Source organism: Kitasatospora sp. NPDC059973, assembly GCF_042737525.1.
Classification (GTDB): domain Bacteria; phylum Actinomycetota; class Actinomycetes; order Streptomycetales; family Streptomycetaceae; genus Kitasatospora.
The window spans coordinates 1-26,188 of record NZ_JBHWUI010000024.1 but is presented as its reverse complement, the minus strand read 5'-3'; the positions used below and the strand labels follow the sequence as shown (position 1 = coordinate 26,188).

20 protein-coding genes and 4 pseudogenes are annotated in these 26,188 nt (G+C 73.7%); 11 read left to right on the top strand and 13 right to left on the bottom strand.

All coding sequences use genetic code 11. From position 1 onward, the window contains the following. Window positions 1–50 precede the first annotated feature (50 nt). Window positions 51–1,400 carry an MFS transporter gene (locus ACFWA9_RS09480; RefSeq protein WP_380384999.1) on the top strand — a complete coding sequence of 450 codons (1,350 nt, stop codon included), beginning with the start codon at window positions 51–53 and terminating at the stop codon, window positions 1,398–1,400. A gap of 175 nt (window positions 1,401–1,575) precedes the next feature. On the opposite strand, the pseudogene ACFWA9_RS09475 reads toward ACFWA9_RS09480, so the two are convergent. Beyond that, window positions 1,576–1,998, bottom strand: a pseudogene (locus ACFWA9_RS09475) (glucose-6-phosphate dehydrogenase); the annotation flags it as partial. A 29-nt stretch (window positions 1,999–2,027) separates the two neighbouring features. Here ACFWA9_RS09475 and ACFWA9_RS09470 point away from each other — a divergent pair. Further along, window positions 2,028–2,378 (top strand): annotated as a pseudogene (locus ACFWA9_RS09470) (TetR/AcrR family transcriptional regulator C-terminal domain-containing protein); the annotation flags it as partial. A 131-nt stretch (window positions 2,379–2,509) separates the two neighbouring features. Here ACFWA9_RS09470 and ACFWA9_RS09465 read toward each other — a convergent pair. Together ACFWA9_RS09465 and ACFWA9_RS09460 are read right to left on the bottom strand one after the other, a co-directional pair. Next, on the bottom strand, window positions 2,510–3,859 hold the full coding sequence (locus ACFWA9_RS09465) for a ferric reductase-like transmembrane domain-containing protein (protein ID WP_380384908.1): 1,350 nt from the start codon (window positions 3,857–3,859) through the stop codon (window positions 2,510–2,512). A 296-nt stretch (window positions 3,860–4,155) separates the two neighbouring features. Next, a complete protein-coding gene (locus tag ACFWA9_RS09460) occupies window positions 4,156–4,497 on the bottom strand; it encodes a DoxX family protein (protein ID WP_352286438.1) in 342 nt (113 codons plus the stop codon). 476 nt (window positions 4,498–4,973) lie between these two features. Between ACFWA9_RS09460 and ACFWA9_RS09455 the strand changes: the two genes are divergently transcribed. Beyond that, window positions 4,974–5,990: an alpha/beta hydrolase gene (locus tag ACFWA9_RS09455; RefSeq protein WP_380384905.1), complete on the top strand. Its 1,017-nt coding sequence runs from the start codon at window positions 4,974–4,976 to the stop codon at window positions 5,988–5,990. Window positions 5,991–6,474: 484 nt separating this feature from the next. Here the strand turns inward: ACFWA9_RS09455 and ACFWA9_RS09450 are convergent. Then, window positions 6,475–6,630 (bottom strand): annotated as a pseudogene (locus tag ACFWA9_RS09450) (nitrate reductase); the annotation flags it as partial. Between the two features lie 122 nt (window positions 6,631–6,752). After that, window positions 6,753–7,427 (bottom strand): helix-turn-helix domain-containing protein, encoded by a 675-nt coding sequence (locus ACFWA9_RS09445; protein ID WP_380384903.1) that lies wholly within the window; start codon window positions 7,425–7,427, stop codon window positions 6,753–6,755. Between the two features lie 347 nt (window positions 7,428–7,774). On the opposite strand from ACFWA9_RS09445, the gene ACFWA9_RS09440 reads away from it, so the two are divergent. Together ACFWA9_RS09440 and ACFWA9_RS09435 are read left to right on the top strand one after the other, a co-directional pair. Beyond that, a complete protein-coding gene (locus ACFWA9_RS09440; protein ID WP_380384900.1) occupies window positions 7,775–9,001 on the top strand; it encodes a PP2C family protein-serine/threonine phosphatase in 1,227 nt (408 codons plus the stop codon). 189 nt (window positions 9,002–9,190) lie between these two features. Beyond that, window positions 9,191–10,603, top strand: a complete 1,413-nt coding sequence (locus ACFWA9_RS09435) for a DUF2252 domain-containing protein (protein ID WP_380384897.1) — start codon at window positions 9,191–9,193, stop codon at window positions 10,601–10,603. Window positions 10,604–10,643: 40 nt separating this feature from the next. Here ACFWA9_RS09435 and ACFWA9_RS09430 read toward each other — a convergent pair whose 3' ends face one another. Beyond that, a complete protein-coding gene (locus tag ACFWA9_RS09430) occupies window positions 10,644–12,650 on the bottom strand; it encodes a serine/threonine-protein kinase (protein ID WP_380384996.1) in 2,007 nt (668 codons plus the stop codon). Between the two features lie 301 nt (window positions 12,651–12,951). Here ACFWA9_RS09430 and ACFWA9_RS09425 point away from each other — a divergent pair, with 301 nt between their 5' ends. After that, the gene (locus tag ACFWA9_RS09425) at window positions 12,952–14,136 is read left to right on the top strand and encodes a cytochrome P450 (protein ID WP_380384993.1); all 1,185 of its coding nucleotides are present in this window, start codon (window positions 12,952–12,954) and stop codon (window positions 14,134–14,136) included. A 262-nt stretch (window positions 14,137–14,398) separates the two neighbouring features. On the opposite strand, the gene ACFWA9_RS09420 is transcribed toward ACFWA9_RS09425, so the two are convergent. Beyond that, window positions 14,399–14,989 (bottom strand): TetR/AcrR family transcriptional regulator, encoded by a 591-nt coding sequence (locus ACFWA9_RS09420; RefSeq protein ID WP_380384894.1) that lies wholly within the window; start codon window positions 14,987–14,989, stop codon window positions 14,399–14,401. A 143-nt stretch (window positions 14,990–15,132) separates the two neighbouring features. Between ACFWA9_RS09420 and ACFWA9_RS09415 the strand changes: the two genes are divergently transcribed. After that, window positions 15,133–15,864, top strand: a complete 732-nt coding sequence (locus ACFWA9_RS09415) for an SDR family oxidoreductase (RefSeq protein ID WP_380384891.1) — start codon at window positions 15,133–15,135, stop codon at window positions 15,862–15,864. Between the two features lie 91 nt (window positions 15,865–15,955). Here ACFWA9_RS09415 and ACFWA9_RS09410 read toward each other — a convergent pair whose 3' ends face one another. Both ACFWA9_RS09410 and ACFWA9_RS09405 read right to left on the bottom strand, forming a co-directional pair. Next, the gene (locus ACFWA9_RS09410) at window positions 15,956–17,287 is read right to left on the bottom strand and encodes an ALF repeat-containing protein (protein WP_380384888.1); all 1,332 of its coding nucleotides are present in this window, start codon (window positions 17,285–17,287) and stop codon (window positions 15,956–15,958) included. Window positions 17,288–17,547: 260 nt separating this feature from the next. Beyond that, complete coding sequence (locus ACFWA9_RS09405; RefSeq protein WP_352286422.1) at window positions 17,548–17,967, bottom strand: hypothetical protein; 420 nt, start codon at window positions 17,965–17,967, stop codon at window positions 17,548–17,550. A gap of 263 nt (window positions 17,968–18,230) precedes the next feature. Here ACFWA9_RS09405 and ACFWA9_RS09400 point away from each other — a divergent pair, with 263 nt between their 5' ends. From ACFWA9_RS09400 to ACFWA9_RS09385, 4 genes and pseudogenes are all read left to right on the top strand, one after another. Beyond that, entirely contained in the window at window positions 18,231–18,653 is a 423-nt protein-coding gene (locus ACFWA9_RS09400; RefSeq protein WP_380384885.1) for a pentapeptide repeat-containing protein, read from the top strand. A 198-nt stretch (window positions 18,654–18,851) separates the two neighbouring features. After that, window positions 18,852–19,358 (top strand): carboxymuconolactone decarboxylase family protein, encoded by a 507-nt coding sequence (locus tag ACFWA9_RS09395; protein ID WP_329485550.1) that lies wholly within the window; start codon window positions 18,852–18,854, stop codon window positions 19,356–19,358. 367 nt (window positions 19,359–19,725) lie between these two features. Next, a pseudogene (locus tag ACFWA9_RS09390) lies at window positions 19,726–19,896 on the top strand (polysaccharide deacetylase family protein); the annotation flags it as partial. Window positions 19,897–20,068: 172 nt separating this feature from the next. Next, a complete protein-coding gene (locus tag ACFWA9_RS09385; RefSeq protein WP_380385004.1) occupies window positions 20,069–20,329 on the top strand; it encodes a hypothetical protein in 261 nt (86 codons plus the stop codon). A 10-nt stretch (window positions 20,330–20,339) separates the two neighbouring features. On the opposite strand, the gene ACFWA9_RS09380 is transcribed toward ACFWA9_RS09385, so the two are convergent. The 4 genes from ACFWA9_RS09380 to ACFWA9_RS09365 all read right to left on the bottom strand — a co-directional run bounded on the left by ACFWA9_RS09380 (window position 20,340) and on the right by ACFWA9_RS09365 (window position 26,079). Next, complete coding sequence (locus tag ACFWA9_RS09380; RefSeq protein WP_380384882.1) at window positions 20,340–22,451, bottom strand: N-acetylmuramoyl-L-alanine amidase; 2,112 nt, start codon at window positions 22,449–22,451, stop codon at window positions 20,340–20,342. Window positions 22,452–22,456: 5 nt separating this feature from the next. Then, a complete protein-coding gene (locus ACFWA9_RS09375) occupies window positions 22,457–23,518 on the bottom strand; it encodes a polysaccharide deacetylase family protein (RefSeq protein ID WP_380384879.1) in 1,062 nt (353 codons plus the stop codon). Window positions 23,519–23,720: 202 nt separating this feature from the next. Then, on the bottom strand, window positions 23,721–24,695 hold the full coding sequence (locus ACFWA9_RS09370) for a hypothetical protein (RefSeq protein WP_380384876.1): 975 nt from the start codon (window positions 24,693–24,695) through the stop codon (window positions 23,721–23,723). A gap of 595 nt (window positions 24,696–25,290) precedes the next feature. Next, the gene (locus ACFWA9_RS09365; protein ID WP_380384873.1) at window positions 25,291–26,079 is read right to left on the bottom strand and encodes a hypothetical protein; all 789 of its coding nucleotides are present in this window, start codon (window positions 26,077–26,079) and stop codon (window positions 25,291–25,293) included. Window positions 26,080–26,188 lie beyond the last annotated feature (109 nt).

Below are 26,188 nucleotides of genomic sequence, written 5' to 3'. Positions count from 1 at the left end.
GTCCGGTGCGCGTCGTCTCCGTCCGCTCCTTGCGACACCACGCCCACTGGATGAGGAGAACGGCAGTGACACGGTCGCGACTCGAACTCGGCGCGGGGCTCAGAGCCTTCGTGCCAGCCTTCTGCTGTCTGATCATCTTCTTCGACGGGTACGACGTCACAGTCTTCGGCGCGACCGTTCCCGCACTGCTGAAGTACCGGTCGTGGGGCCTCGGCGAGGCGGATGTCGGGCTGATCGCGAGCCTCGGCCTGGTCGGCCTGCTGCTCGGGGCGCTCGTGGGGGGTGTCGCGACGGACCTGCTGGGGCGCAAGCGCATGCTGATCCTGTGCACCACGTGGTTCTCCGCGTGCATGCTCGCCTGCGCCGCCGCGCCGACGAGCGGGGTCTTCGGCGCACTCCGCTTCCTGGGCGGCCTCGGGCTCGGCGGCGTGATGCCCGTCTGCATCGCCCTGGCGGTCGAGTTCGCGCCCCCCTCCCGCCGATACCTGTTCAACGCGGTCGGCAACGCGGGCTTCGCCGTGGGCGCGATCGCATCGGCCGTGCTCGGAATGGCCGTCATGCCGGAGTGGGGGTTCCGCCCGATGTACGCGGTCGCGGGTCTGCCGCTGCTCCTCATGCCGATCGCGGCCGTGACGCTCCCCGAGTCGGTGGACTTCCTTGTGGCCAAGGGGCGCCTCAGGGAAGCCGAGGAGGTGGCGCGCCGCTTCGGCCTCCCCGTTCCGGCGCCGCGGGGCAGCGACTACCAGCTGGAGGCGGAGAGCCGGCGCCCGGCGGGTCCGCGGTCCCTGGTCCGGCGGCCGCTGTTCGCGAACCTCATGATCTTCGGCGCGGTGGGGATCGCCGTGCAGGTGTTCATCTACGGGCTCAACACCTGGCTGCCGCAGATCATGGTGCTCGCCGGGTACGGCGTCACCTCCTCCCTGGCCTTCCTCGCGACGATGTCGGCAGGCGCCGTTGTCGGCAGCGTCACCATGTCGCTGTTCGCCGACCGCCTCGGGCCTCGCCCCGTCCTGCTCGCAGGTCTCGGGGTAGGAGTGATCGCGCTGGGGGTCCTCAGTTCCGCCCCGCCCTCGCTGGCCGTCTACGCGGCGGTGGCCCTGGCCGGCGTCGGCGGTACGGGAACCGCAGCAATCGTGAACGCCTTTGTCGGCACCTGGTTCCCCGCGCCGGTCCGCGCCTCGGCGGTGGGGTCGTACTTCGCCATCTCCCGCCTGGGCAGTGTCCTGGGGCCTCTGCTGCTCGGCTGGATCATCGCCTCCGGCATGCCGGTTCGGTGGACCTTCTACACCTTGATGGCCCCAACTGCACTGGGTGTGCTTCTGGCACTGTTCCTGCCCCGAGCCCACACGGGCCGTCCTGCGGGGCTGGCCGCCGGCCCGCGGCCGACGGCGCAGGACTGACAGCACCGGCTGCGTGGCAGGGGTGTTGAGTCCCAGCCGCTCGTGTCGAAGAGGACCGCGTGCCCGGCTCAGCCGCTGGCGAGGGCTCGGAAGCGTGCCCGGGCCTGGGCGGCGCCGTCAGGTGTCGGCGCGGACGTCGGACAGGCGCCGCAGCTGAGCGGTCCCGCTCGTACGGCTCGCGGGGCTTGCCGAGTTCGGTGGCGAAGGACAGGCCCAGGTGCACCGGCTCGGCCGAGTGCCCGGACGCCTTCTTGGAGAGCATCCGCAGCCGCAGGCCCGGGTCGATCCGCAGGACCAGCTCGTTCGGGACGGGGTGCTCGGGCCGGTCCAGGAAGACCAGCCGCGGCGGGCGCTCGAAGACCACCCGCACCTCGGTGGCCCGCGCGCCCTGCGCCTTGCCCGCCCGGACGAAGAACGGCACCCCGCTCCAGCGCCAGTCGTCCACTCCCAGGGCGAGCTCGACGTAGGTCTCGGTCGTCGGGTCGGGCTTGACCCCGGGGACACCGAGGTAGCCCGCGTACTGGCCGCGCAGGCAGCGGGACGGATCAACGTCGGACATGGCCCGGAAGACATCGACCCGCCCGGTCCCACAGCGCATCGGAGCCCGGGCAGACCGGCGCCTCCATGGCGATCAGGGCGTTGGTCGACGAGATACCCCTGGGGCCGAACGCCATGGCGCTGCGGGAGCACTGTGTCGCGGCGCTGCTCGACAGCGGCTTCCCGCCGCGACTGGCCGCGCACGCTTTTGCCACCCTCGCCCGCTACGTCCTCGGATTCGCCATACAGGTCAACGGTCATGGCGGCGGCGGGCAACTCGACGGCGCACAACTGTCCGCCGTCTTTCAGAGCGTCGATCCAGCCTTGTTCCCGGCAACGGTCACCGTCGCCGGGTCGATGCCCGTTCCGATCGAGGACGAGTCCTCCTTCGGACTCGAACTCCTTCTCGGCGGGCTTGCCCACCTGCGCGACGACGCCTGACCAGCCAGGACGACGTGAACCTGAGCCGCCCGCCTACGGAGTCGTCTCGGCCGGCGCACAGGCGTCCGGGGGCAACCGGTCGCCGGATGGTCAGGCCCACAGCTGTCGTGACCCGCGGGGTCGGCGGTTCGTCAGCGGAAGGCGAAGTGCTCGGCGTGGAGGTGCCGGCGGGGGACGCCCTGGCGGTGGAGGGCGCGGGTGAGGTTTTCGATCATTGAGGCGGGGCCGCAGAGGAAGACGTGCGTGTCGGGGGTGATCGGTCCGGCCTCGGCCTGGATTCTTTCGGCGGTCAGACGGCCGTGGCTGCGGCTGAACGTCGGGTGGAGCCGGAACTCGGGGCGGTGTGCTGCCGCTGCGGTGAGTTCCGGGAGGAACGGGGCGTCTTCGGCGGTGGGGGCGCAGTAGAAGAGGTCGGTTTGGGCCGGCGCCGCACCGGGGTGGGTGAGCCAGCCGAGGAACGGCGCGATACCGATGCCCCCCGCGATCCATATCTGCCGGGGTCCGCCCAGGGTGTGGTCGAACATGCCGTAAGGACCCTTGAGGGTTGCGGGGTGTCCTTCGCTCACGTCCGTGTAGAGGGCGCGTGTGCCGCGGCCCAGGGCACGGATGGTGAGGCGTACCGAGCCGTCGGCCTGCGTTCCTGCGACGCTGAAGGGGTGTTCGTGCCAGCCGCCGACGCGCAGGTAGACGAACTGGCCTCCGGTCACGGGAAGCGCCGTCTTGCCGGTGGGCGTGAGGGTGAGGTCGAGGATGTCGGGTGTCGGCCGCTCGACGCGGTGGATGGTGTAGTCAGCCCGGGGCTCCCTGCGCCGTAGCACCAATTCGTCGTAGGCGTAGGCGGTCATGCCGATGGCGGCCACGGTGACGTAGATCGCCAGGAGGGGCGTGGATCCGTTGATGACGAGGTCGAGGAACCAGCCGTGCACCAGTGCCGACAGGAGCAGCAGGCCGGTGAGGCGGTGCAGGAACAGCCAGCGCTGGTAGGGCAGTCGGAGGATGCGGCCGACCTGGCCGAGTGAGATGAGGACGAGCAGCAGCAGGCCGATGGCGGAGACGGCGCCGAGGAGATGGCCCATCCCTACCGACGCCGTCTGGTGGGCGTAGCCGTACTGGCTCCCGTCGAACCCGGAGAAGAAGTGGAGGAGCAGGTGGGGGGTGAGCAGGAGCATGGACCATACGGCGTACCGCTTGTGCTGGCGGTACATGCGGTCCAGGCCGCCGAACCACTGCTCCAACCACATCAGGCGGGTGGCCAGCACCAGGGTGCAGGACATCAGGTAGGCGGACAGGACGCCGGCGAACTCGCCGACGAAATAGACCGCGCTGAGGCCCTCGGGCCTGAGCCAGTCCCAGGCCAGGTAGAGCATGACCGCTCCGGTCGTGACCGACAGGGGCCCGACGTGGCGCTTCTTCAGGCGCGCGTCCAAGGGAGCGCGCGCGATCCGGACAGCGTAGATCGCTATCACGATCAGGACGGGCATCGTCTACCCCGTGGGAGTCGGCACTGTGGAGGAAGGGGCGCGGTGAAGTCGGGCGGACCGTACGGTCGCGGCTTGAGCGCCATCGAGCCCAGGTGGCTGCGGTTCCTGCCACTCTAATATTGGCTACAACATATCCGTTTATCTGGTTCTGGTCCAGTGGTGTATTCGGATGCCTGTTGACCGGCCCTGGATCCGCCCTGCGGGACATGGCGACCCGAAGCCCTCGTCGGCGGCCTTCAGGGCAGAACCGCCCGGAGCTGCCCATCCGTGGAGGTGCGGACCCGATCCGTGGCGTTTCAGGCGAACAAGGCCGCAAGGTATGAGGCGACAAGCACCACGCACACGGCGGCGGGCACGAGTTTGGCAAACGGGTCGCCGTTGCGCAGGTGTACGACCACGGCTCCGGCGAGCAGCATGAGAAGCCCGACCCCCGCGAGGGCGCCGAGCGACGGCACGGCTGGGCCGAGCGCCACGCCGGCGACTCCTGCCAGTTGCAGTACGCCGATGCGGCGGTAGGCGGCGACGGAGAAGCCGGTCTCGGCGGCCAGCTCGCGCGCCTTCGGCAATGCGAGTGCGTTGAGCACTCCGCTTGCTCCGAAGATCAGGACGATGCAGGCGAGGGTGATGGTGAGGATCATGAGGTGATTCCCGGGTGTCGGCGTCGTGGCGGGCGGGGGTGTCAAGAGCGACGGCCCGATGGCGCGCAGGTCGTCACGAGACTGTTCGTGGATGGGTCGGGCTCGATCAGGTTGCCGCGGGCGCATCGCCGGTCGACCGGACGGGCGATCAGCGTGCTGCGGGATCCCGGCGTGCCATCAGGGACTGATAATGGATACAGTGTTACCGATACGGTGGTCGTGTCAAGCGGACGCCCTCGTCGCGGGCGCGGCGCCCTGCCCCGGGCCGACTCCTGCACGACAACCCCGAACGCGACGACGCCGAAAGCAGTCGACCAGGTCACCGAGGATCTGCTGCGGATGTCTGGCCTTCCCGGCAACCAGGCCCACGAGATCTGCGGCAGCCACTGCCCGACCTGGAAACCGCGGCCGGCCGGCGAGGCACCGTCCCTGGAAGCCGGGAACCGTGACCACCCCGAACGAAAGGTGATCAGTACATGACACTCCGACGCGTTCTCAGCGGACTGGGCGCCGCAGCGACCCTCGGCGCCGCCGCGGCGATCAGCGCACGTCGCCGCGCCCTGGCGGCAGTCCCCCGCGAGCTACGGCACCCAGCGCTCCTCCTCCCGCTGAACTTCGGCAACCCGGTCACTCTGGCCGTCGCCCGCCGCGTCGTGCCCTTGGCGGGCGCCGCATTGAGGCCCGGCGTCCGCGTCGAGCGGCGCACACTGCCGGCCACGACCGACGACCCCTCCGTCGAGGTGCTCACCTACCAGGCATCAGGCCAAGCGCCGCGCGCAGCACTGCTCTGGATCCACGGCGGAGGAACCGTCATGGGTGCCGCTCGGCAGGAGAACACCTGGTGCAGCCGCGTCGCCGACGAACTCGGCGCTCTGGTCGTCAGCGTCGACTACCGCCTCGCACCCGAGAATCCGTACCCCGCAGCTCTGGACGACTGCTTCGGTGCGCTCCGCTGGCTTCACGCCAGTGCCGCCACCCTCGGCATCGACCCCACCCGCATCGCCGTCGGCGGCGAAAGCGCCGGAGGCGGACTCGCCGCCGCCGTCGTCCAGCGCGCCCATGATTCAGGAGTGCCGGTCCGGTTCCAACTCCTCATCTACCCCATGCTCGACGACCGCACGGCTCTACGTGTCGACCCTCCCAGCAGCGCCATCCACATGTGGACCCCGGACTCCAACCGCTTCGCCTGGACCTCCTACCTCGGCCACCCGCCACAGGACCGCGACGATCGCCCCTATATCGCGGCGGCGAGGCGCAGGGACCTCGACGGGCTGCCGCCCGCGTGGATCGGCGTGGGCGACCTCGACCTGTTCCACGACGAAGACGTCGACTACGCCCGACGCCTGAGCGAGGCCGGCGTCGCGTGCGAGCTGCGGCTCGAACCAGGCATGTACCACCTTGCTGATGCCTTGCTCGACGGCAAAGCACCTTCAATGACCGCTTTCCGCACCGCCGCCCTCGACGCACTGCGAACCGCCCTGGCAAAACCCTGACCGCCCTGGCCTGTCCAGCCAACCTTGCACGGGCGGCCCTCAAGAGACCACGCGGCCGTTCTTGCCGAGATCGGCCGCCTTCATCGGGGACGTCCTGCCGGTCCCCGAGTCGATCCCTGCGACGGACAGTGCCGCGGGAGAGGACCGCGCCCCTACTCCTCGGCGGCGACAGCGGGTGCGCTGCCAGATCATCTACCCAAGTGACAGGCAACCTCGGCAACGGAGCACATCCAGAACCAGCCCGAGTTGACACCTGTTCAGGACCCGACACTGCGGCAGTGACCAGTACCTGCGGCAGTCACACGTGGTACGAGATCATTCCCGCCCGGGCGGCGTAGGCGGTCGAGCGATCCGACGGGCGGTAGTGCGGTGCGGCGGACTCGATCGAGCGACGAAGCGCGACCTCGTCCGCCCTGCCTTGCCGACCGTGCTTGACACCGATCACCGGCGGCGTAGCATCCGCTCCGGCTCGTCATGCATTCGCCGGCGCCACGAAGCTCGCGCCGAACATGGCCACCACGTGCTGGGCGCCGGGCCCCGCCGTCCGGGGCCAGGAGAGTCGTTCGTCCGGAGCGACGACCGCTCCCGGTGCGGGCGTACGCCCGTCACCGTGCAGCTTCCAGCGCACGCCGAGATCCATGTGGGGGTTCGCTTTCTCTGTACTTCCGGGGGATTGTCGCCACCCTTGTCCCGGCCACCGCCCGCCCCGGCCGTCACCGCTCCTCCCCCGACCCGCGCCTCGGGCGCAGCGGCGTGGCGGCCCTACCCGGAGGTGATCCGGCGGCCGTTGGTCTCGTCCGGGCGGATGCGCACCCACAGGTCGCGGCCGCCGCCGGCCCAGGGGGTGCTCCCCGGCAGTTCCTTGAGCCGGGCGATCTCGTCGGGGTCCTCGACGTACTGGGCCCGGCCGAGGATCAGCACGCTCCAGCCCCGGCTGAGGCTCTCGTCGATGTGGTCCACCTGGAACGAGACGGGCGAGCCGTCGGGCGGGGCCGAAGTGCCGTGCGCGGACGTGTGGTAGACGATCGTGCGGGCGTCCACGGTGTAGTTGACCGGGAAGACCGCCGGCGCCGGCCGGGTGGGCAGGCCGATCCGGCCGATGCCGTGGGTGCCGACGCGGTCCCAGCACTCGGGTTCGGTCAGGTGCAGGAGCAGCGGGCGCGCGCCGGCGCCGCCCTGCCCCGGCGGGGCGTCGGCGCGGCCGGACAGCAGCTCGCCGTAGGTGGTCCGCAGCACGGCGGCGATCCTGACGAAGGCGGCCGGGTCGAAGGCGGGGCCGGCCTCCATCAGGTGCCGGAGGTAGCGGGTCGCCATCGCGGTCTGCCGGGCCAGCGCCTCCTCGGTCAGCCCGAGCTGTCGACGGCGGTCATCGATCCGCCGGGCGACGAGGGCCGGATCCACCCGCTGGGCGGCGTCAGGTCCGGGGTTCTGGTCCACATCGACTCCTCGGTGCCAGGGGTCACGCTCCGTGGTCGTCAGCGACCTGGTCACCCCCGTCGGGCGTGGGTGCCGGGCGGTTCCCCGCCCGGCCTTCCCTTCCAGCGTTGCCCCGACGGCGGGCGGCCGCCATAGGGGCCGCCCGGCCCGGCTGGCGTGGCGCGCCCGAATCACTGATGGTGGCAGGGGGAGTGCCACAGCTGTCGGAGGCATGCGATGGACCAGGAACTCGACCGGCGGAGCCGGCCCGTCACGGGCTGCCACGGCCGCGGCGGGTCCGTCGGAGCCCTCCTCGGACGGGTGGGCCGGGAAGCTGATGGCTCCGCACCCGGCCCCCGTGCGGAGCCATGAGCCTCCCGGCCGTCGACTACCGCGCGGTGTTCCAGGCCCTGCCCGGCATGGTCGCCCTCCTCACCCCGGACCTGGTGTACGTCGACGTCAACGAGGACTTCGTACGGATGTCCGGCCGTACCCGCGAGCAGCTCGTCGGCCGGTACCTCTTCGACGTCTTCCCCGACAATCCGAACGATCCGGACGCCACCGGCAGCCGCAACCTCGGGGTCTCCCTGCAGCGGGTCCTGGCGACCGGCGAACGCGACACCATGGCCCTCCAGCGCTACGACGTCCAGTCCGCCGGCAGCGCCGGCGAGTGGGAGGAGCGCTACTGGAGCCCGGTCAACGCTCCCGTCCTGACCCCGGGCGGCGAAGTGGTGCTGCTCGTCCACCGGGTGGAGGAGATCACCGAACTCATCCGGGCCCACGGTCTGCCCGAGGGCAACCGCGCCCGTGTCCTGGAGGCGGAGCTCTACACCCGCGCACGCGAACTCCAGGAGGTCAACGAGCGCCTGCGCGAGGCCCACGACCGCGAACGGGAGGTCGCGCTCGCGCTCCAGGAGGCCATGCTCCCGGGCCCCCGGCCGCTTGAGCACCACCTCGCCGCGGTCCGCTACCGGCCCGCCGTCGGGGCGCTGAACGTGTGCGGCGACTGGTACGACCTCGTCGAGCTGCCGGGCAACCGCGTGGCGGTCGCCGTCGGCGACGTGGTGGGCCACGGCCTCACCGCGGCGGGCGTCATGGGCCAGCTGCGCAGCGCCCTCAGCGCGGCCTCCCGGGTCGCCGTCGGGCCCGCCCAGGCGCTGGAGGTCCTGGGCCTCTACGCCCGCTTCGTCGACGGCGCCGAATCCACCACCGTCGCCACGGCCTTCATCGACTGCGACGCCCACACCGTCACCTACAGCAGCGCGGGCCACCCGCCGCCCGTCCTGCTGCACGGCGAGGGCACCGTCGAGTTCCTCGACCGGGCCACCGACCCGCCGCTCGGCGCCCGCCCCGAGCACCAGGCCCGGCCCCAGGCCGTCGCCGGCTTCACCCACGGCGACACGCTCGTCCTCTACACCGACGGCCTCGTCGAACGGCGGCGCGAGGACATCGACACCGGCCTGAACCGGCTCGCCGACGCGCTCGTCCGCCACCGCCGGCTCGATCCCGACGCCCTCGCCGACCTCGTCCTCACCGAGCTGCTCCCGCCCGGCGGCGCGACCGACGACACGGCGCTCGTCATCGTCCGCCTCTGACCCCCGGCCGGCGGGGTCGCGGCCTGCCACGCTCGGCCCGAGCCGGCTCACCGCGAGCCGGATCGGCCCGGGGCGGCCATGATCGGAGCAGGGCCGCCGACGCCTGCCTCCCTCCCCCCGGGGGGCAGGCCGGCGCTCCTCCGCAGGTGGGCGGCCGGGAGCGCGGCCGCGGTCGGACAGGAGGACCGGATGGGCCAGGACCAGGCGCGTCCCGTGCGGCGCGCGACCCCCGAGGAGCGGGCGGCGGCCGGCCGTGCGGCACGCCGGTCGACACCGCGTTCCGCCCACGCCGAGTACCGGCCGGGCCCGGAGCGGCCCGACCCGCTGACGATCCTGGCGGCCCAGTCGGCACTGCGCGTGCCGGAGCTGGTGCCGATCCGGTACGCCCGGATGGCCGAGTCCCCGTTCCGTTTCTACCGGGGCGCGGCCGCGGTCATGGCGTCCGACCTCGCGGGCACCCCCGACTCGGGCATCCGGGTCCAGCTCTGCGGCGACGCCCACATGCTGAACTTCCGGCTGCTCGCCTCGCCGGAGCGGCGGCTGGTCTTCGACATCAACGACTTCGACGAGACGCTGCCCGGCCCGTGGGAGTGGGACGTGAAACGGCTGGCGTCGAGCCTGGTGATCGCGGGCCGGGCGAACGGCTTCGACGGGGCGGAGCGCGCCGACATCGTCGCCACGGCGGTCCGCTCGTACCGGGAGGCGATGCGGCGGTTCGCGGGGATGCGCAACCTGGATGTCTGGTACGCCCAGCTGGACTCGCAGCGGCTGCGGGAGCTGGCGGTGGGCCGGGTCTCCAAACGGGCCCGCCGGGGGCTCGACGAGGCGATGTCGAAGGCCCGCACCCGCGACAGCCTCCAGGCCTTCGGCAAGCTCACCGAGGTGACGGACGGCCTGGTCCGGATCGCCGCCGACCCGCCGCTGCTCGTCCCGATCGCCGACCTCCTGCCGGAGGTGGAGCGGACCGCGCTGATGGAGCTGTTCCACGGCCTGGTGCGGCGGTACGCGAGCACCATGCCCGCCGACCGGCGCACCCTGCTCTCGGCGTTCCGGCTGGTGGACGCGGCCCGCAAGGTCGTCGGTGTCGGCAGCGTCGGCACCCGGTGCTGGATCTTCCTGCTGCTCGGCCGGGACGGCGAGGACCCGCTGTTCCTCCAGGCCAAGGAGGCCGGCGAATCGGTGCTGGCGCCGTACGTCGGCGCGAGCCGGTACGACAACCAGGGCGAGCGGGTGGTCTCCGGCCAGCGGCTGATGCAGGCCACCAGCGACATCTTCCTGGGCTGGGAGCGGGTCGAGGGCATCGACGGCAGGCGGCGGGACTTCTACATCCGTCAGCTCCGCGACTGGAAGGGCATCGTCGTGGCCGAGCGGATGGTGCCGCGCGGCATGCGGGCCTTCGGCGAACTGTGCGGCGCCACGCTGGCCCGGGCGCACGCCCGGTCGGGCGACCGCATCGCCATCGCCGCCTACCTGGGGAAGCGGGACGCCTTCGACCGGGCCCTGGTGGAGTTCGCGGAGGCGTACGCGGACCGGAACGAGCGGGACCACCGGGCGCTGGTCGAGGCGGTCGCGGCGGGCCGGCTCCCGGCCGAGGCCGGCTGACCCGTGGCGGCCGCCGGGTCGCGCCGCCCGGGCCCGCTGATCAGCCCTCGGCCGGCCGCGAACGGCCGTCGGCCCGGAGCCCCTCCCCGATGGCGCGCAGGAGCGCCTCCCGGTCCACCGCGACCGGTTCGGCCGCCGGCCGGGCGGGATCACCGACCCGGTGGACCGGCATCCGGGCCCGGACGAGGGTCCGGCCGTCACCCGTCGGGGGGAGCTGGACGATCTCCAGCTCGGCCGCGACGACCTCCTCCCCCTCCCGCCCGGGCCGTAGTCCGACACAGAGGTGGAAGTCGAGCGACTCGTCGTCGGCGATGTCGACGGGGTACTCGGTGACCCCGGGGCCGACGGGCTGCCCGCGCTCCGACAGGTCCTCGAACTGCGGGGAGACCTGCTTGAGGTAACGCACCCCGCCGTCGTCGTACGTGGTGATCCGCAGGGCGAGGTCGCGCAGCCCGGCCCGGCGGGTCCGGTCCACCAGGGAGGCCAGCTCCCGGTGGAGGCCCGGTCTCCCCGTGGGCGACGCGGGGGCGGGCACGATGTCGAGGGTGCCGCCCAACGCGGAGGTGACGGACCGGACCTGGGCCACCGACCACCGCTCGCCGATGCCCCGGGCGTGGCACGGGAAGCGGCCCGCGCAGGAGGCGAGGGCGGCGGCCAGGTCGTCGGCGCTCTCGGCCGCCGCCTCCAGGTCGGTCAGCAGGATCGCGGTGCGCGCCGCGTCGGCGTGGCCGGCGAACAGGCGGTCGGCCAGCCGGATCCAGCGGCCGAACGCCGCCGCGCCGACCGGCTCCAGCCCGGCCAGCGCCGCCCGCGCCCCCGCCTTGGCGGCCGCGGTCGCCCGGACCAGCCGCTGGGTGTCGGGGTAGAGCATCCGCGCGTACGCCGACCCCGCGACGACGGCGAAGGAGGCGTCCTCGTCCAGGCCGTCGATGACGGCCGCGACCGCCGCCCCGACCGCCCGGAAGTCCGCCTCGGGCAGCTCCGGCGACAGTCCGACCAGGAGGACGAGCGCGCGGGGCGCGCCGGCCGCCGCACGGTCGGCGGCCCCGCTCGGGCCGGTCACCGTCAGGATCGTGTGCGCCTCGGTGGCACCCGGGGCGAGGAACTCGTTGCGGTGCAGCTCCAGCCCGAGACCGGCGGAGTGCACCACGGCGGGAACGGCGGTGGGTACTGCGGTGGGAACAGTGGCCGGAACGGCGGGCGTCCGCGGCTCCGGCGCGGACGGGCGGCGGCCGACCGCCCGGAGCCGCGCCACGACGGCTCCCGCGTCGGCCGGGCGGTCCGCCGGATCCTTGGCGAGCAGCTCCGCGACCAGCTCGTCGAGCTCGTCGGGGACCTCCGGCCGCAGCGGGGCGAGACGCGGGGCCGGGGTCTGGAGGTGCTGGACCATCAGGGTCCAGAGGCCGCCGCGCGCCGGGAACGGCGGCCGTCCGGTGAGCAGCGCGAAGAGCACACAGCCCAGCGCGTAGAGATCGGCCCGTCCGTCGACCCGGGGACTGCGCCACTGCTCGGGGGCCATGTACTCGGGCGTGCCCATCACGCTGCCCTCCCGGGTGAGACCCGAGTCGGCCCGGACGTACCCGGCGAGTCCGAAGTCGCACACCTTGAGCGTGCCGTCGGGGAGCAGCACGAGGTTGGCGGGTTTGATGTCCCGGTGGACGATGCCCAGCCGGTGCGCGTAGGACAGGGCGCCCGCGAGTTGCGCGGTCAGCTCCACCGCCTCGTCGACGGGCAGCCCCGACGGCCGCCCGTGCAGGACCTCGCCGAGGTCGCGGCCCCGGAGCAGCTCCATCACCAGGTAGAGCCGGCCGCCCTGTTCGCCGCTGTCGAAGATCTGGGTGATGCCCGGGTGCTGGAACCGCGCGGTGACCTGCGCCTCGCGATGGAACCGCTGCGCGGCCACCGCGCCGGCCGCCGGCTGCGGGGCGAGGAACTTGATCGCGACCCCGCGGTCCAGCCGGGGATCGTGGGCCCGCCAGACCTCGCCCATCCCGCCGCGCCCGAGCAGTACCTCCAACCGGTACCGGTCGGCGATCCGCGTCCCCACAGCGTTCAAGGCGCCTCGCAATCCCCCGTGTCGCACGGCCCCCGCCGCTTCCGCCACTCTACGAGACCGGTCCGACGGCTGTGCATTCCACGGGGCCCCGCGTCCGGGCCGTCCCGACCGGCGGCCGACCGGCGGCGGCGCCCGCGCGGGTAGCATCCGAGCCGTGGCCGCCCGGCCACGACCGGTAGCCCAGCAGTGCGCCACCTCCGACACCGTCCGCTCCGTCGCCGTCCGCTCCGACACCGTCCGCTCCGTCGCCGCCGCCCGGCGGCGGCCCGCTCGACACAGCCCAGGGACCGACATGGCCTCCCCCTTCGCCGACCCGGCGTTCTACCGCGACCGCTACCCCGCCTACGCCGCCCTGCGCGAGGCCGCCCCGGTCCTGCGCGTCCCGATGGAGGGCGGCGGCCCCGGCACCGCGACCGTCGTCACCGGCTACCACGCGGCCCGCCAGGCCCTCACCGCCCCGCTGTCGAAGGACACCGGCGCGTACTTCGCCGACAAGCCGTCCAAGCGGTCCCTGCACCCGGCCGTCGCCCGCACCATGCTCGCCACCGATCCCCCGGAGCACACCCGGCTACGCCGCCTGGTCACCAGGGCGTTCACCACCGCCGTGGTCGACGGACTCCGCCCGTACGTCCGCTCACTCGCCGAAGAACTCGTCGACCGCTGGGCGCCCGGTAGCGAGGTCGACCTCGTCGAGGACCTCGCCGGGCCCCTCCCGGTCACCGTCATCTGCCAACTCCTGGGCGTCCCGCCGGAGGACCGCCCGGCCGTCCGCGGCTGGTCCACCGACCTGTTCGCGACCGGCGACCACGAGCGGATCGACTCGGCCTCGCACGCGCTGGCCGACTACCTGGCGGAGCTGATCGCCACCAAGCGGTCCGGGCCGGACGGTTCGCTGCTCTCCGAGCTGATCGCGGTCCGCGACAGCGACGCCGACCGCCTCGGCGAGGAGGAGCTGCTGTCGCTGGCCGTGCTGCTGCTGGTGGCCGGGCACGAGACCACCACCGCGGCGATCGGCAACGCCGTCCTCGCGCTGCTCCGGCACCCGGACGACCTGCGGCGCCTCGTGGCCGACCCGCACCGCATCCCGGCCGCGGTCGACGAACTGCTGCGCTACGACGCGCCGGTGAGCATCGCGACCTGGCGCTGGGCTCCCGAGGCGGTGCGCCTGGGCGACCGCGAAGTCCCCGCCGGCTCCCCGGCGTTCGTCTGCCCCGGCGCGGCCAACCGCGACCCCGCGCGGTTCGCCGACCCCGACCGGCTCGACCTCGACCGGCCCGACGCGGCCGGCCACCTGGCCTTCGGGCACGGGATCCACCGCTGCGTCGGGGCACCGCTCGCCCACGCCGAGATCGAGGTCGTCCTGCGGGTCCTCCTGGAGCGATTCCCGACCCTGCGGCTGGCCGTCCCGCCCGACCGACTCTCCTGGCGCCACTCCCGGCTGGTGCGCGGCCTCGTCGCCCTGCCGGTCCGCCTGTAGGCGGCACCGCCGCGCTGTCCGCCGCTCCCCTGTGCCGGGGGCGCACGGCACCGCGCACCCCGGGTCACGCACGTCGTTGTGGAGAGGTGGTGCCCGCCGGCGCCCCGAGCGGCACCAGCCGCTACGGAACGCGAAGTTCCAGCTGTCGGGAAGAGGAAGGCGACCTGCCGGCCGGGGTTGTCGGCGACGAACGGGTCCGGCCTGGTCGGGTTGTTCCCGTTGCGGTTCCGCACCCGACCCGGTACCGCCCGGGAGGCCGTCGTCAGTCGCCGGACAGCCGGGTCGGGGCCGCCGTCAGTCCGTCCAGGGTGAGGTCGAGGAGGCGTTCGGCCTGCTCGCGCTGGTCCGGCCCGGCCGAGGTGAGGGCGATGCCGGCGAGCGCGGCGAACACGTCGCTCGCGCTGATGTCGGACCGGATCGTTCCGGCCGCGTTACCGGCGTCCATCAGGGCGGCGAGGGCGCCCTGGATCATCTCGCGGCTGTCGGCATAGGGGTCGCTGCCCGAAGCGACGACCGCCCGCAGGGCGTCGGCCATGCCGAACTTGGCGGTGGCGTAGTCGATGAAGCGGCGGGTCCACGCCCGCAGGGCCTCGGCGGGCGGCATGGTCGCGAGGAGTCCGGGGACGGCGTCGCAGAGCCGGGCCACCTCGTTGCGGTACGCCGCCTCGACCAGCGCCTCCCTGGTCGGGAAGTTGCGGTACAGGGTGCCGGTTCCGACACCCGCCTCGGCGGCGATCCGCTCGAAGGTCGCGTCGAGCCCCTCCTCGGTGAACACGCGCACCGCGGTGGCCAGGATCCTGTCCCGGTTCCGCTGCGCGTCGGCCCTCAGCGGGCGCCCTGAAGCTCGGGTCATCGGCGGCCTCTCCCTCCTCCGTTGCTAAGTGGAGGGCCCTCCGCTTAGTCTGGGCGAAGTGGCGGACCCTCCACTTTCAACTCTAGGGCACGGCCCGGCCTGCCCCCGCCCCCTACTCCCCTGTTCCGGAAGGACGGTCCCGTATGTCGGGAATCGAAGGCAAGGTCGTGGCGATCACCGGCGCCGGCAGCGGCATCGGCGAGGCGACCGCACTCCTGCTGGCCGCGCGCGGCGCGAAGGTCGTCCTCGGGGCACGGCGCACAGAGCGCCTGGAGGCCCTGGCCGCCCGTATCGAACAGGCCGGCGGCGAGGCCGCCTGGATCCGCACGGACGTGACGCGGCAGGGCGACCTCACCGGCCTCGTCCAGCTGGCCCGCGACCGGTACGGCAGGCTCGACGTCCTCGTCGGCAACGCCGGGGTCGGGCTGATCTCCCGCCTGGACGACCTGCGCGTCGAGGACTGGGAGCAGATGATCGACGTCAACCTCAAGGGCGTCCTGTACGGGATCGCCGCGGCCCTGCCGGTCTTCCGGGAGCAGGGCTCCGGACACTTCGTCAACACCGTCTCCACCGCCGGCCTGCGCATCGTGCCGCTCCAGTCGGTGTACGCGGCGACGAAGAACGCCGTACGGACCGTCTCGGAGGGCCTGCGCCAGGAGGCCGGCGACAGCCTGCGCGTCACCGTCGTCTCGCCCGGCGCCGTCCGCACGGACTTCGCGGAGCACATGGACCCGTCGGTGAAGCCCCAGATCGACAAGCTGGTGGAGATCGCCCTCCCGCCGGACGCGGTGGCCCGCGCCATCGCCTTCGCCATCGAGCAGCCGGACGGGGTCGATGTGGGCGACATCGTCGTCCGCCCCACCGCCCAGGGGTAGGTCCGCGCAGCCGGTGCGGCCGGCCTGGCCGGGGCCCGGGAACCACCTCGCCGACCGGTGCGGGCGGCGCACCGGTCGGCGAGGGCGTGGTTCAGGCCTGCGAGCGGCGGCGCGAGGCGACGACCGCGCCGGCGCCCAGGAGGACGGCCGCGCCGGCGGCGGCGGTGAGCTCCCCGAGCGGAGCGGTCGAGCCGGTGGCGGCCAGCGTGCCGGTACCGGTGCCCCGGACGGCCGCGGTGGGGGCGGCGACCGAGGTGGCCGTCGTGGCCGTCGCGGCCGTCGTACCGGAGGTGACCGCGGCGGGAGCCACCGCGGGGACCGGCTGGGTGGTGCCGGACGTGCTCTGCACCGCCCCGGCGGCGGGCTTCGCGGCAGCCTCGGCGGCGGCCTTCGCGGCGGCCTCGTCCTTGGCATGAGCCGTGAACCGGCCCTCGGCCAGGAAGGCCCGGACGTCCGCGGCGGTGCCTTCGAGCGCGGCGAGGCCGGCCTTCCGGACCTCGGGCGTCCCGGTCTCGACGAGCTGGGAGACGCGGATCCGGTCGTCGCTCTCCCGCAGCGGCTCCAGCTGCGCCTTCAGGAAGCGCTCGATGTCCGCCGCGCTGCCGGCGAGCGCCCTCTCGGCCGCCTCCCGGACGTGACGGCCGGTACCCGCGTCGGCGAGGATCCGCCGGACCTCGGCGCGGTTCTCGTCCTCGGCCCGGGCGACGAACTGGCCGACCTTGAGGAAGGCACGGACGTCGTCGATGGTGCCGTCGAGCGCGGCGCCGGCGGCGGCCCGCACCGCCGGGCCACCGACGGCCATGATCTGGCCGAGCAGGACCCGGTCGTCGTCCTCACCGGCCTTCTTGAGGCCTACCGTGAGGAACTGCTCGACATCCGCGGCCGTCCCCGCGAGCGCCTTCCGGGCGCCCTCGCGCACACCCGGCCCGCTCTTCGGGTCGTCGAGGATCCGCTGCACCTCGGCACGCTTCTCGTCCTCGGCCCGGGCCTCGTACTGGCCCTGGTTCAGGAAGGCGCGGAACACCTCGATGTCGTCCAGGTCGAGCACGGCGTTGGCGGCCTTCTTCACGACCGGACCGCCGGCGCTCATGATCCGCAGGATCGCGATCCGCGCGTCGTCCCGGCGGATGCGGTCCACCTCCGACGCGAGGAAGCGCGCCCGGTCCTCGGGGGTGCCCGCGAGGGCCGCCGCCGCGTGCTCGCGCAGGTAGCCGCTCGGCGCCGTCAGCAGGTAGCTGTTCGGGTAGACGAGCAGCTTCTCGATCGCCGCCCGGTTCTCGTCGTCCGTCTTCGCCCCCGCCGGGTCCGTCTGCTCCTGCCCCGTCGGGGTGCTGTCGGCGAACGCCGGAGTGCTGCCCAGGGCGACGGGCGCGGCGGCCGTGGCGAGGAGGACGGCGGTAGCGAGCGAACGACGGATCTTCAACGGTCACCTCAGAATCTGGATACGGACGACCCCGACGCGGCTGCGCGGTGGTCGGCCGGGGGATCGTATCGCGACACCACCCCTCACACGCGAACACATTTCCGTCACGTCCTGGTCCTTGGGTCTCCGACGACCCGGACCGCGAGCACCGACCGCGTCCGCACCGGCAACTGACGCACGAAGGGGAGGCCCGGAGCGGCCGTGAACCGGCTCTCCGGGCCTCCCCCACCACGATCAGGACGTGCCGGTACCGGCCGATCCTAGTTGTGCCAGCCGTTCCACTTCCCGTTCTGGTCACGGTCGCGGGACCACAGGCGGTTGTCGTCGCCGCGCGCGGTGATGGTGAAGGCGCCGCCGAGGGTCTGCCGGGTGATCTCGACCTTGCTCGTGAAGGAGCCGCCCAGGGAGGTCCAGGAGCTCAGCTTGCCGGAGCTGTTGGTCGTCCAGCGCGTCCACACGGCGTGGTCGGTCCCGATCACGAAGATCTCACTGGTGCCGTCCCGGAAACCGAAGTACGTCACGCCGTCGCCGTAGGCGCCGCCGCACAGGTAGGTGCCGCCGAACTGCCGGTCGCTGCAGTGCCCGGGGACACCGATGTCACCCGCCGACGCGGGAGCCGCGCCCAGCCCGACTCCGGCGAGGGCGGCGGCGGCCACGACCGCGGCCTTGATCTTGTTCATGCGTCTGCTCCTGACTGGTCGGGACCGGGCCTCGTCGGCGCACCGGTCCACCCGGGCCACAGCCCACCCGGCGCCCACCCGCCGGGCCCTCACCGGTACCAACGGGAGCCGCACCCCGTCGAGTTCATCGGAGGGTCCCGTCGACCCGGAACAGCACCGGACTCCCCTGTCAGACCCGCGCGCGTCCTTCTGGCCCGGTCGGCACCGCCGGGGCCCGCGACTGCCGACGACAGTCGCGTTCCAGGGCTGACACGATGTCCGCCATGGACAGAGTGGTGACGACAAAGGAAGACCTCGCGTCGCACCGTCGGTACGCGGCTCTCCAACGGGTCTCCTTCGACGACGGTGACCTCGCATCGGTCTCGTTGCGGCAGTTGCGGTTCACGCGGTGCTCGTTCCGTGGGGCCGATCTGCGCCAAGCCACCCTGGACGGCTGCAGCTTCAAGCTGTGCGACCTTCGCGGGGCCGACCTGCGCGGCGCCTCCCTTCGCGGGGTCTCCCTGGCGGGCTGCGATCTGACCGGAGCCGACCTCCGGGCGGCAGACCTGACCGGCGCACGACTGGGTCTGGTCCTCACCGGCGCCCCGCCTCATGGGCTGACCGACGCCACCGGCGTCAGGCTGGACGACGCCGTCCTCCGCGACCTCGAGCTCGACCAGGTCATCGTCTGGCCCCTCACCGGGTAGATCGGCCGAATTGTCCCACCTGAGGGGAGCGTTCACCGGAGGATCCGCTGTCCGGTCGCGGGAAGAGGCAGCAGCGCCTGGCAACGCCGCCCGGGAGCCGGACGGCTCCGGCGAACTTGGCGTCCGGCCGCTGTCACATCTTCCCGCCGCCGTCCGTCGAAGCAGCAGTGACCGTGTGAAAGCCCCGAGGAGGCACTTATGGAAACGCGATCGATCACGGCAGAGGTCCCGATGGCGCCGCGGATGACCGAGGACCCGGCGCAGCTCGTGCCCGAGCTGGCGGAGGTGTCGGCCGCGCTGTTCAGGGCCACCGGCAACGGTTCGGTGCCGCGCTCCACCATCAGCCTGGTCCAGCTGCGGGCCGGCCAGATCGTCGGCAGCACCTACCTGACCGTGCTGCACACCGGCTTCCTGCGCAAGGCCGGGGAGTCCGAGGAGCGCATCACCTCGGTGGCGTCCTGGGCGGACTCGCCGTACTTCACCGGTGCGGAGCGGGCCGCGCTGGCGCTGGTGGAGGCGGTGCTCCAGCCGTCCGTCCACGGCGAGCGGGTCTCCGACGAGCTGTACGGCCGGGCGACCGAGCACTACGACGCCCGGGCGCTCGCCACCCTGATGTTCGCGATCGGCCAGGTGAACTTCTTCATCGCGGTGGCGCTCATCGCCAAGCCGGTACCCGGGCGGTCGTTCACCGACCCGTGGCAGTAGGCCCCTCCGGGGCGCCCGGCCACGCGTGCGGCGTGGATCCGGGCGCCCTGCCCCGCCGTTCACCGCGCAAGCGCCGCCCGGGTGGTCGTGCGGCCCGGCGCCGGGGCGCCGACGCCGATACTGCGGCCAGGACGGTTCACCGCGGACAGCTCGCACGACGCCCCCTGCTCAGGGCCGCCGCCCTGCGGCCGCCGCCCTGGCGTTCGCCACAGCCTGCGGCGCGGGCGCCACCGTCGGCGCGGCGGGGCCGCGTCCGCCCCGGGCGCCCGGCGCGGAGACCGCGACCACAGGCGGGGCCCCGGGCGAGGGCACGGACGAGGCCACGGGCGCCCCCTCCGGGCCGCAGGAGTGCGTGGACGCCGGACCGATGGCCATGGCGCTGACCTTCGACGACGGCCCCGGCCCCTACCCCACGGCCGAACTCCTCACCGTCCTACGGCAGTACGGCTCCACCGCGACCTTCTTCATGATCGGCGCCAATGTCGAGAAGTACCCCCGTCTGGCCCGCCGAGTCGCCGAGGAGGGCCACGTCCTGGGCAACCACACCTTGTCCCATCCCCGCCTCGACGATCTGTCCGAGCCGCAGATCCGGGCGGATGATCGAGCGCACCACCGAGCTCGTCGTCGGCGTCACCGGCCGACGGCCGACGGCCGACGCTGTTCCGGGCCGCCGGCGGCCACTTCACCCCGGGCTCCATGGCCGTTTGTCGGTGGACCTCGGACTGCGGCCGGTCTCCTGGTCGGTGGACCCGGAGGACTGGTCGAACCCCGGCGCCGACGTCATCGTGGACCGGGTGCTCGCCGAGGCTCGGACCGGTTCGATCGTCCTCAACCACGACGGCTGCCTCACCCCCGAGTTCCTGCCCGCCCGGGGCGGGCCGGCCGGCCGCTCGCAGACCGTCGCCGCCGTCCGGCCTTACCTGCCCCGGCTCGTCGACGCCGGGTACCGGTTCACCGGCCCGACTGCCTGACCGGCGGCCGTCACCCGGACTCCGCCGTGGGCGGGACGACGCGCACGTCGCTCGACCGCACGAAGGCGAGCCGGTGGTCGAAGCGGATCGCGTAGTAGGTGTCGCGGCCGACCACCAGGATCCGGCTGTCGGGCGTGTCGGTACGGATCGTCCGCTGCTGGAAGAAGTCGGCCGGCCGGGGTGACTCGTCCGCCGCGACGTACACCTGGCCCGCCGGGAGGGTGGCCCGCAGGGCGACCACCGGCGGCGGGTCGACGGCCGGGTGGTCGGCGTAGGCGGAGGCCTCCGGATAGGCGCGGCCGTACACCGGGACCGAGGCCGGTCCGGGGCGCGGGGTGAGCAGCGTCCGGCCGGCCGCTCCCACGCGGCGGGTGCTCAGGCCCGCGGGATCGGGGAACCAGCACTTCTGCCCGTCGTACCAGATCGCCGTCCAGTCGCCCTCGCGCCCGGCCACCACGTAGCGGGCGCCGGTGACGGCGGTGTCGCTCCAGTCGTCGGGCCTGGTGGACCCGTCGTTGACGAGCGGCGCGTCGGCGGCCGGCCCGGTGCGCAGCAGGACGGCGTTGCGCGCCTGCAGCTCCCGGGCCTGCGGCGGCAGCGGTCCGGTCGCCACGAGCGGCGCGACGACGGCCACCGTGTCACCCGGCCGCGGCGGACCGTCGGCCGGCCCGGGCGGCGCCCCCAGCAGTGCGAAGTAGTGCTCCCAGTCCCAGTACGGGCCCGGGTCCCAGTGCATGTCGGACACCGCCGCCTGGGTCGGCGCCGGGACTTCGTCGTGGCCGATGACGTGCTCGCGGTCCAGCGGCACGGCGAACCGGGCCGCGAGGTGGCGCACCAGCTCCGCGGAGGACCGGTACAACTGCTCGGAGTACCAGGTGGGCCGGTCGGTGGGGAGCGCGAAGCCTTCGTGCTCGATCCCGATGCTGTGCATGTTGACGCTCTTGTTGCCGGAGTGCCAGGCGATGTCGTGCGTGGCCACCAACTGGGTGACGTGGCCGTCGGAGGCACGGACGAGGTAGTGCGCGCTGGCCTGGGCCCGGGGGTCCTGGAAGTACTCGATCGCCCCGTCGAAGCCGCCCTCGGTGTCGTGCAGCACGAGGGTGCGGATCCGCAAGCCGTCGGCGGGGCGGTCGGCCGGGTTGTAGTTCCCCCATGACGTCGGGTCCGCGGGGTCGGCCAGGGCGTACGCGGCGGGCACGAAGTCGCAGCCGAGCTCGTCCGGGCACTCGGCGACCGGCCCGTCGGCCCGGCGCGAAGGCCGCGCCGAAGACTGCTCGGCGGGCCGGTGCGGCCGAGTGGCGGGCGGCACGAGGTCCGGTTCGGCGGCGAGCCTCACCCGCGCCCCCTCGGAGGTGGTCCGCTCCGCGCCCACGCGCAGGGTCTCGAAGACCCGGTCCGCGAACCGACGGCCCGGCTCGTCCTCACCCGCCCCGCGCCCGAAGCGCGTCACCGCTTCGTACCAGCCGCCGGTGCCGTCGCGGACCGGTCCCGGCAGCGCGTTCCGGTATCCCGCCAACAGGGCCGCGCCGCCGCGGAGGTTCTGCAGCGTGTCCCGCTTCAGCTCCTCGGCCGGGCGGTGGATCAGGGCGGCCGCCGCACGGAGCGTGTGGAGCGCCGGGGAGTCCGTGACCCGGGGTTTCGCGGCGCCCGCCGCGCCGCGCCGGGCCGGGTGGTCGGCGTTGGCGGCGTTGGCGGCGTTGGCGGCGTTGGCGGCGTTGACGGCGTTGGCGGCGTTGACGGCGGCGACGTCGACGTCGGTCAGCCCCAGCACGCCGTGGTTCCCGGTGGTACTCGGCCTGCCCTGGTGGGACTCCCAGCGGCTCTCCTGGTAGGCGAGTGCCAGGAGTACTCCGACCGGGACGCCGAACTCCCGGGCGGCCGAGGTGAATTGCCGCTGCAGGAGGCGCTCCCGCGCGGGCCCGCCGTCGGCGCGGGCGGCGGCCGGACAGACCACGCAGGCCGCGGTGGCCAGGGCGGTCAGCACGGCCGCGCCCCGGCGCCGGGCTGGACCTCCGGAGCGCGAAGGACGGCCCGGTGGCGCCGGGGCGGCGGGCCCGGCGGTGGCCGCCCACCGGCCGGTCGCGATCGCCAACAGCCGCCGGGAGAAGGAGTCGTGGGCCATCGGGCTCAGAGGACCCGGACGCTGTACAGCTCGCCGACGATCTCCTCGCCTGGGGTGACGGTCCCGGTCCGACGGGTGCAGTCCGGCCGGTCGTGCAGCTCGATGTCGTGACCGGTGAGATTGCGCACGGCGTACGCGGGTGGACCGGGCGACACGAGGGTGCGGCACTCGCCGGGGCGCAGGCCGCTCTCCACGGTCTCCGCGTCGGCCGCGCCGTCCGGCGCGCCGGTGGGGTGCTGCCAGACGAGGGTGCCGGCGACCGCGTCGGCGGAGTCCTGCTCCTTGCTCGCCGGTGCGGTGTCCCAGGGCTGCGGGTGCTCGACGGGGCGGACGGCGGAGGCCCGGTCGCGGTAGTCGCCGCCGGGCACGAGCGTGGCCGGGGCGAAGAGTTCGGGCACGGTGACCAGGGTGTAGCCGGCCCCGCGCAGCTGGCGGACGAGCTCGGGTACCACGGCGAGCGTCTCGCGCTGGTTCTCGGTGTCGTGCATCAGGATGACCGACCCCGGTCGCACACCGGCCTCGACCCGGGCGAGGACCTGCGCCGGATCGTGGTGGTCCCAGTCCCGCGTGTCGATGTCCCACAGCACCAGCGGGTGCCCGAACCGGCGGACCTCGGCACTGAAGGAGCCGTACGGTGGTCGCACCAACTCCGGCCGCTCACCGAGGACTTCGGCGATCGCCTGCTCGCCGCCCGCCAGTTCGGCGCGCACCTGCGCCGGCGTCGACGCCCCGAGGCGCGGATGGGTCATGCTGTGGTTGCCGATCACATGGCCCTCCGCCGCCTCACGCCTCAACCGGTCGGGCCACCAGCGCACTTGATCCCCGACGGCGAAGAACGTCGCCTTCACCCGGGCGGCGGCCAGATCGTCGAGCAGCTCCGCCGTCGCCGCGGAGGGGCCGTCGTCGAAGGTCAGCGCCACACAGGCCAGGCGCTCGCAGTCCGGCCCCGCCGGCGCCGAACCGCCGGTCGGCGCGGGCGTCGCGGGTGTCGCGGACACCGGCCCCGGCGCCAGCAGCGCCGCGCACACCCCCAGAACCACCGGCCACATCCGCACACCTCGTCGCATGCGCTCACCGTAGCCAGCACCACTCGCGCGGCGGCGCAGCGCGGACGAACCGCCATCCGATCGGCCCAACCACCGGAGCCGCCCCGCACGGACGCTCCGTCGACCGGGCCGGGGCGAGGGACCCGACAGACGTGCGAGCGGGGCGCCCCGTCCGCGGCCGCCCGTTCGGGCCTCCAGCCCGTGGCTGCGGGGCAGCGGCCTGCTACTCCTCGGGCTCGGCGACGTTCAGCGTCAGCTCCGCGGTGTGCAGGTGCCCGGCGGTCTGGAACTGCAGGAAGACCCGCCAGTTCCCGGGCGCCCCGAGCAGGGCCATGAAGGTCAGCGTCGGACCGCCGTGCTCGCCGTCGACCCGGTCCGTCGGGTGGAGGTGGGCCAGCGCCCGGTCGCCCTGGTGGAAGGCGGTGAGGTGGGCGTAGCTGTCCAGGTACGGCTGGAGGTCGGTGACCGGTTGGCCGTCCCGGCTGATGGTGGCGGTCAGCCGGTGCGCACCGGCCATCGGCTCGCTCCGGAGGTCGACGGTGTAGCCGTCCACGGTGGTGCTGCCCGCCGGAGCGGGCAACGGCACCGCCGTGGCCACGCCGGGCACGGTCACGGTGCGGCTGAGCACGAGTTCACCGGCGCGCGGGCCGGTGTTCGGCAGGAACGACGTGTACAGCCGCCAGTCGCCGGGGGCGAGGGCGGACAGGTCGGCGGTCCAGGTGCCGTCGGCGGCCATCGTCGGGTGCAGGTGCTGGAAGCCGGTGAGGTCGGAGCGGATCGCGTAGAAGTGCAGCTTCTTGCTCTGGTGCTCGGCGAAGTCGGTGACCGGCCCGCCGTCCGGGCCGGTGATGGTGAACGAGCAGGCCGTCGCCCGGCCGGCGGGCAGCTCGGCGCTGCTGAGGTCCAGGCGGTAGCCGTCCTGTTCGGCGGCGAGGCCCCGTGCGGTCGCGGGCGTCCCGGGCACCCCCGGCATCGCGGCGGTCCCGGCGGTCATCGCTCCGTGGTCCATCCCGGACATCCCGAACATCCCGGATTTTCCGGCTGCGCCCGAGGTGCCCGAGGTGCCGGACGCCACCGCCGGCCCGGCCTGCGCGGAGGGGCCGCACGCGACGAGCCCGACGAGCCCGGCGACCAGCAGCGCGGGCACGCAGGACGCCAGTGCCCAACCAGGGGAGAACGAACGAACGGCAGCGGACATCGGCGGGTCTCTCCGGGTGAGCGCGCCGGGACGGCGCTTGGACGAGCGGGTGCGGGGCGGGTTCGGTCAGGCCTGGGCGGCGGACAACGGGACGCCCGGTCGGCGCCGCCGACGGTGCGGCCTCTCACGGGGCGCTCCCTCCTCCTCTTCGGCCGACGGCACGGTGCCGTGCGAGCCGAGGGAACCGGCCGCACTGAACAGGAGACCGGCGGGGGGCGCCGGGATAACCGAAAGTTCGGCCCGGGTCCCGGACTGCTCGTCCGCGGGGAGGTGCTCCGCGCCCCGCCCCGACCGGGCGGTGGCGCGGACGCCGAAGAGCGGGGTGCGGAGCAGTTCCCTGAGCACCTCGTCCCACCTTCCGCCGGTGACCACGTCGACGATCCGGCCGAGGACGTTCTAGGCGGCGCTGGAGTAGGACATGGTGACGCCGGGCGGGCCGGTCAGGCCGACCGTCCGGGTCACGTCACGGTCGGTCGCTTCGAGGATCCTGTCCACCTGCTGGTCGACGAGCTACGACACGTCCCGGCGCAGGTCTTCCGACATGCCCTCTCGCTCGTGGTCACGGTGGCCCGGCGCGCGGGGGCGGCGTCGGCGGCTAACCCGCGTTCCCGGCCCGGCGGCCGACGAGGCCGGTCAGCGCGCCGACGGTCCTGCGCGGCGCCTGCCGCAGGTCGCGGTCCGGGTGGAGCACCGTGCGGAACGCGGCCCAGGCGAGCGCCCCCAGGACGAAGCCGTAGGCGGAGACCAGCCCGTGGCCGTTCTCCTGGGCGAACCACATCGCCAGCCCGAGCGCGGGCACACCGAGGGCGAGCAGCCGGTCGATGCGGACGGCCTTGCCGGCCGCGGCCCGGTCGCCCTCGCTCCCGGCCCGGCCGAGGCGCTGGTCGGCCCCGCCGTACAGCAGCAGGGCCGCGGCCAGCGTCGCGCCGAGGAAGTAGGTGGCGCCCGAGCTGCCGGCGAAGTTGCGCGGGTCGGTGCTGTGCGAGGTCTGGCCCCACAGCTTGTCGATCTGCTCGGGCAGCAGGATGCCCGCGGCGAACAGGCCGAGCGTCAGCGGCGCGCCCCAGAACCAGTCGGCGAAGGCCGCGACGACGGCGAGGGTGGCGATGTTCCAGGCCGCGCCGCCGATGCCGCCGTTCTGCAGGAAGACCGAGGTGACCACGCGCCACCAGCCGGACTTCGCCGGGTCGGCGTCGAACGCTCCCATCGCCCCCGACCAGCAGAGCTGGAGGGCGACGCCACCGAGCGCGATCGCGGTCAGCGCGACCGCCGCCCAGGGGATCCGCCGCGCGGTCAGCGTGTGCTGGCCGACCAGGGCGAGACCGCCCTTGAACATCAGCACCATCAGTGCCGCCGTGGTCACGTTGAACAGAACGATGTCCATCGTCACCACCCCCCTCCGAGCCGTGTGCGATTTACTGATCATGACAATAGCGCGACCCAGGCCGGTTTCAAACACTGTTTGAAACCGGCGGCCCGGGCAACGGATGAAC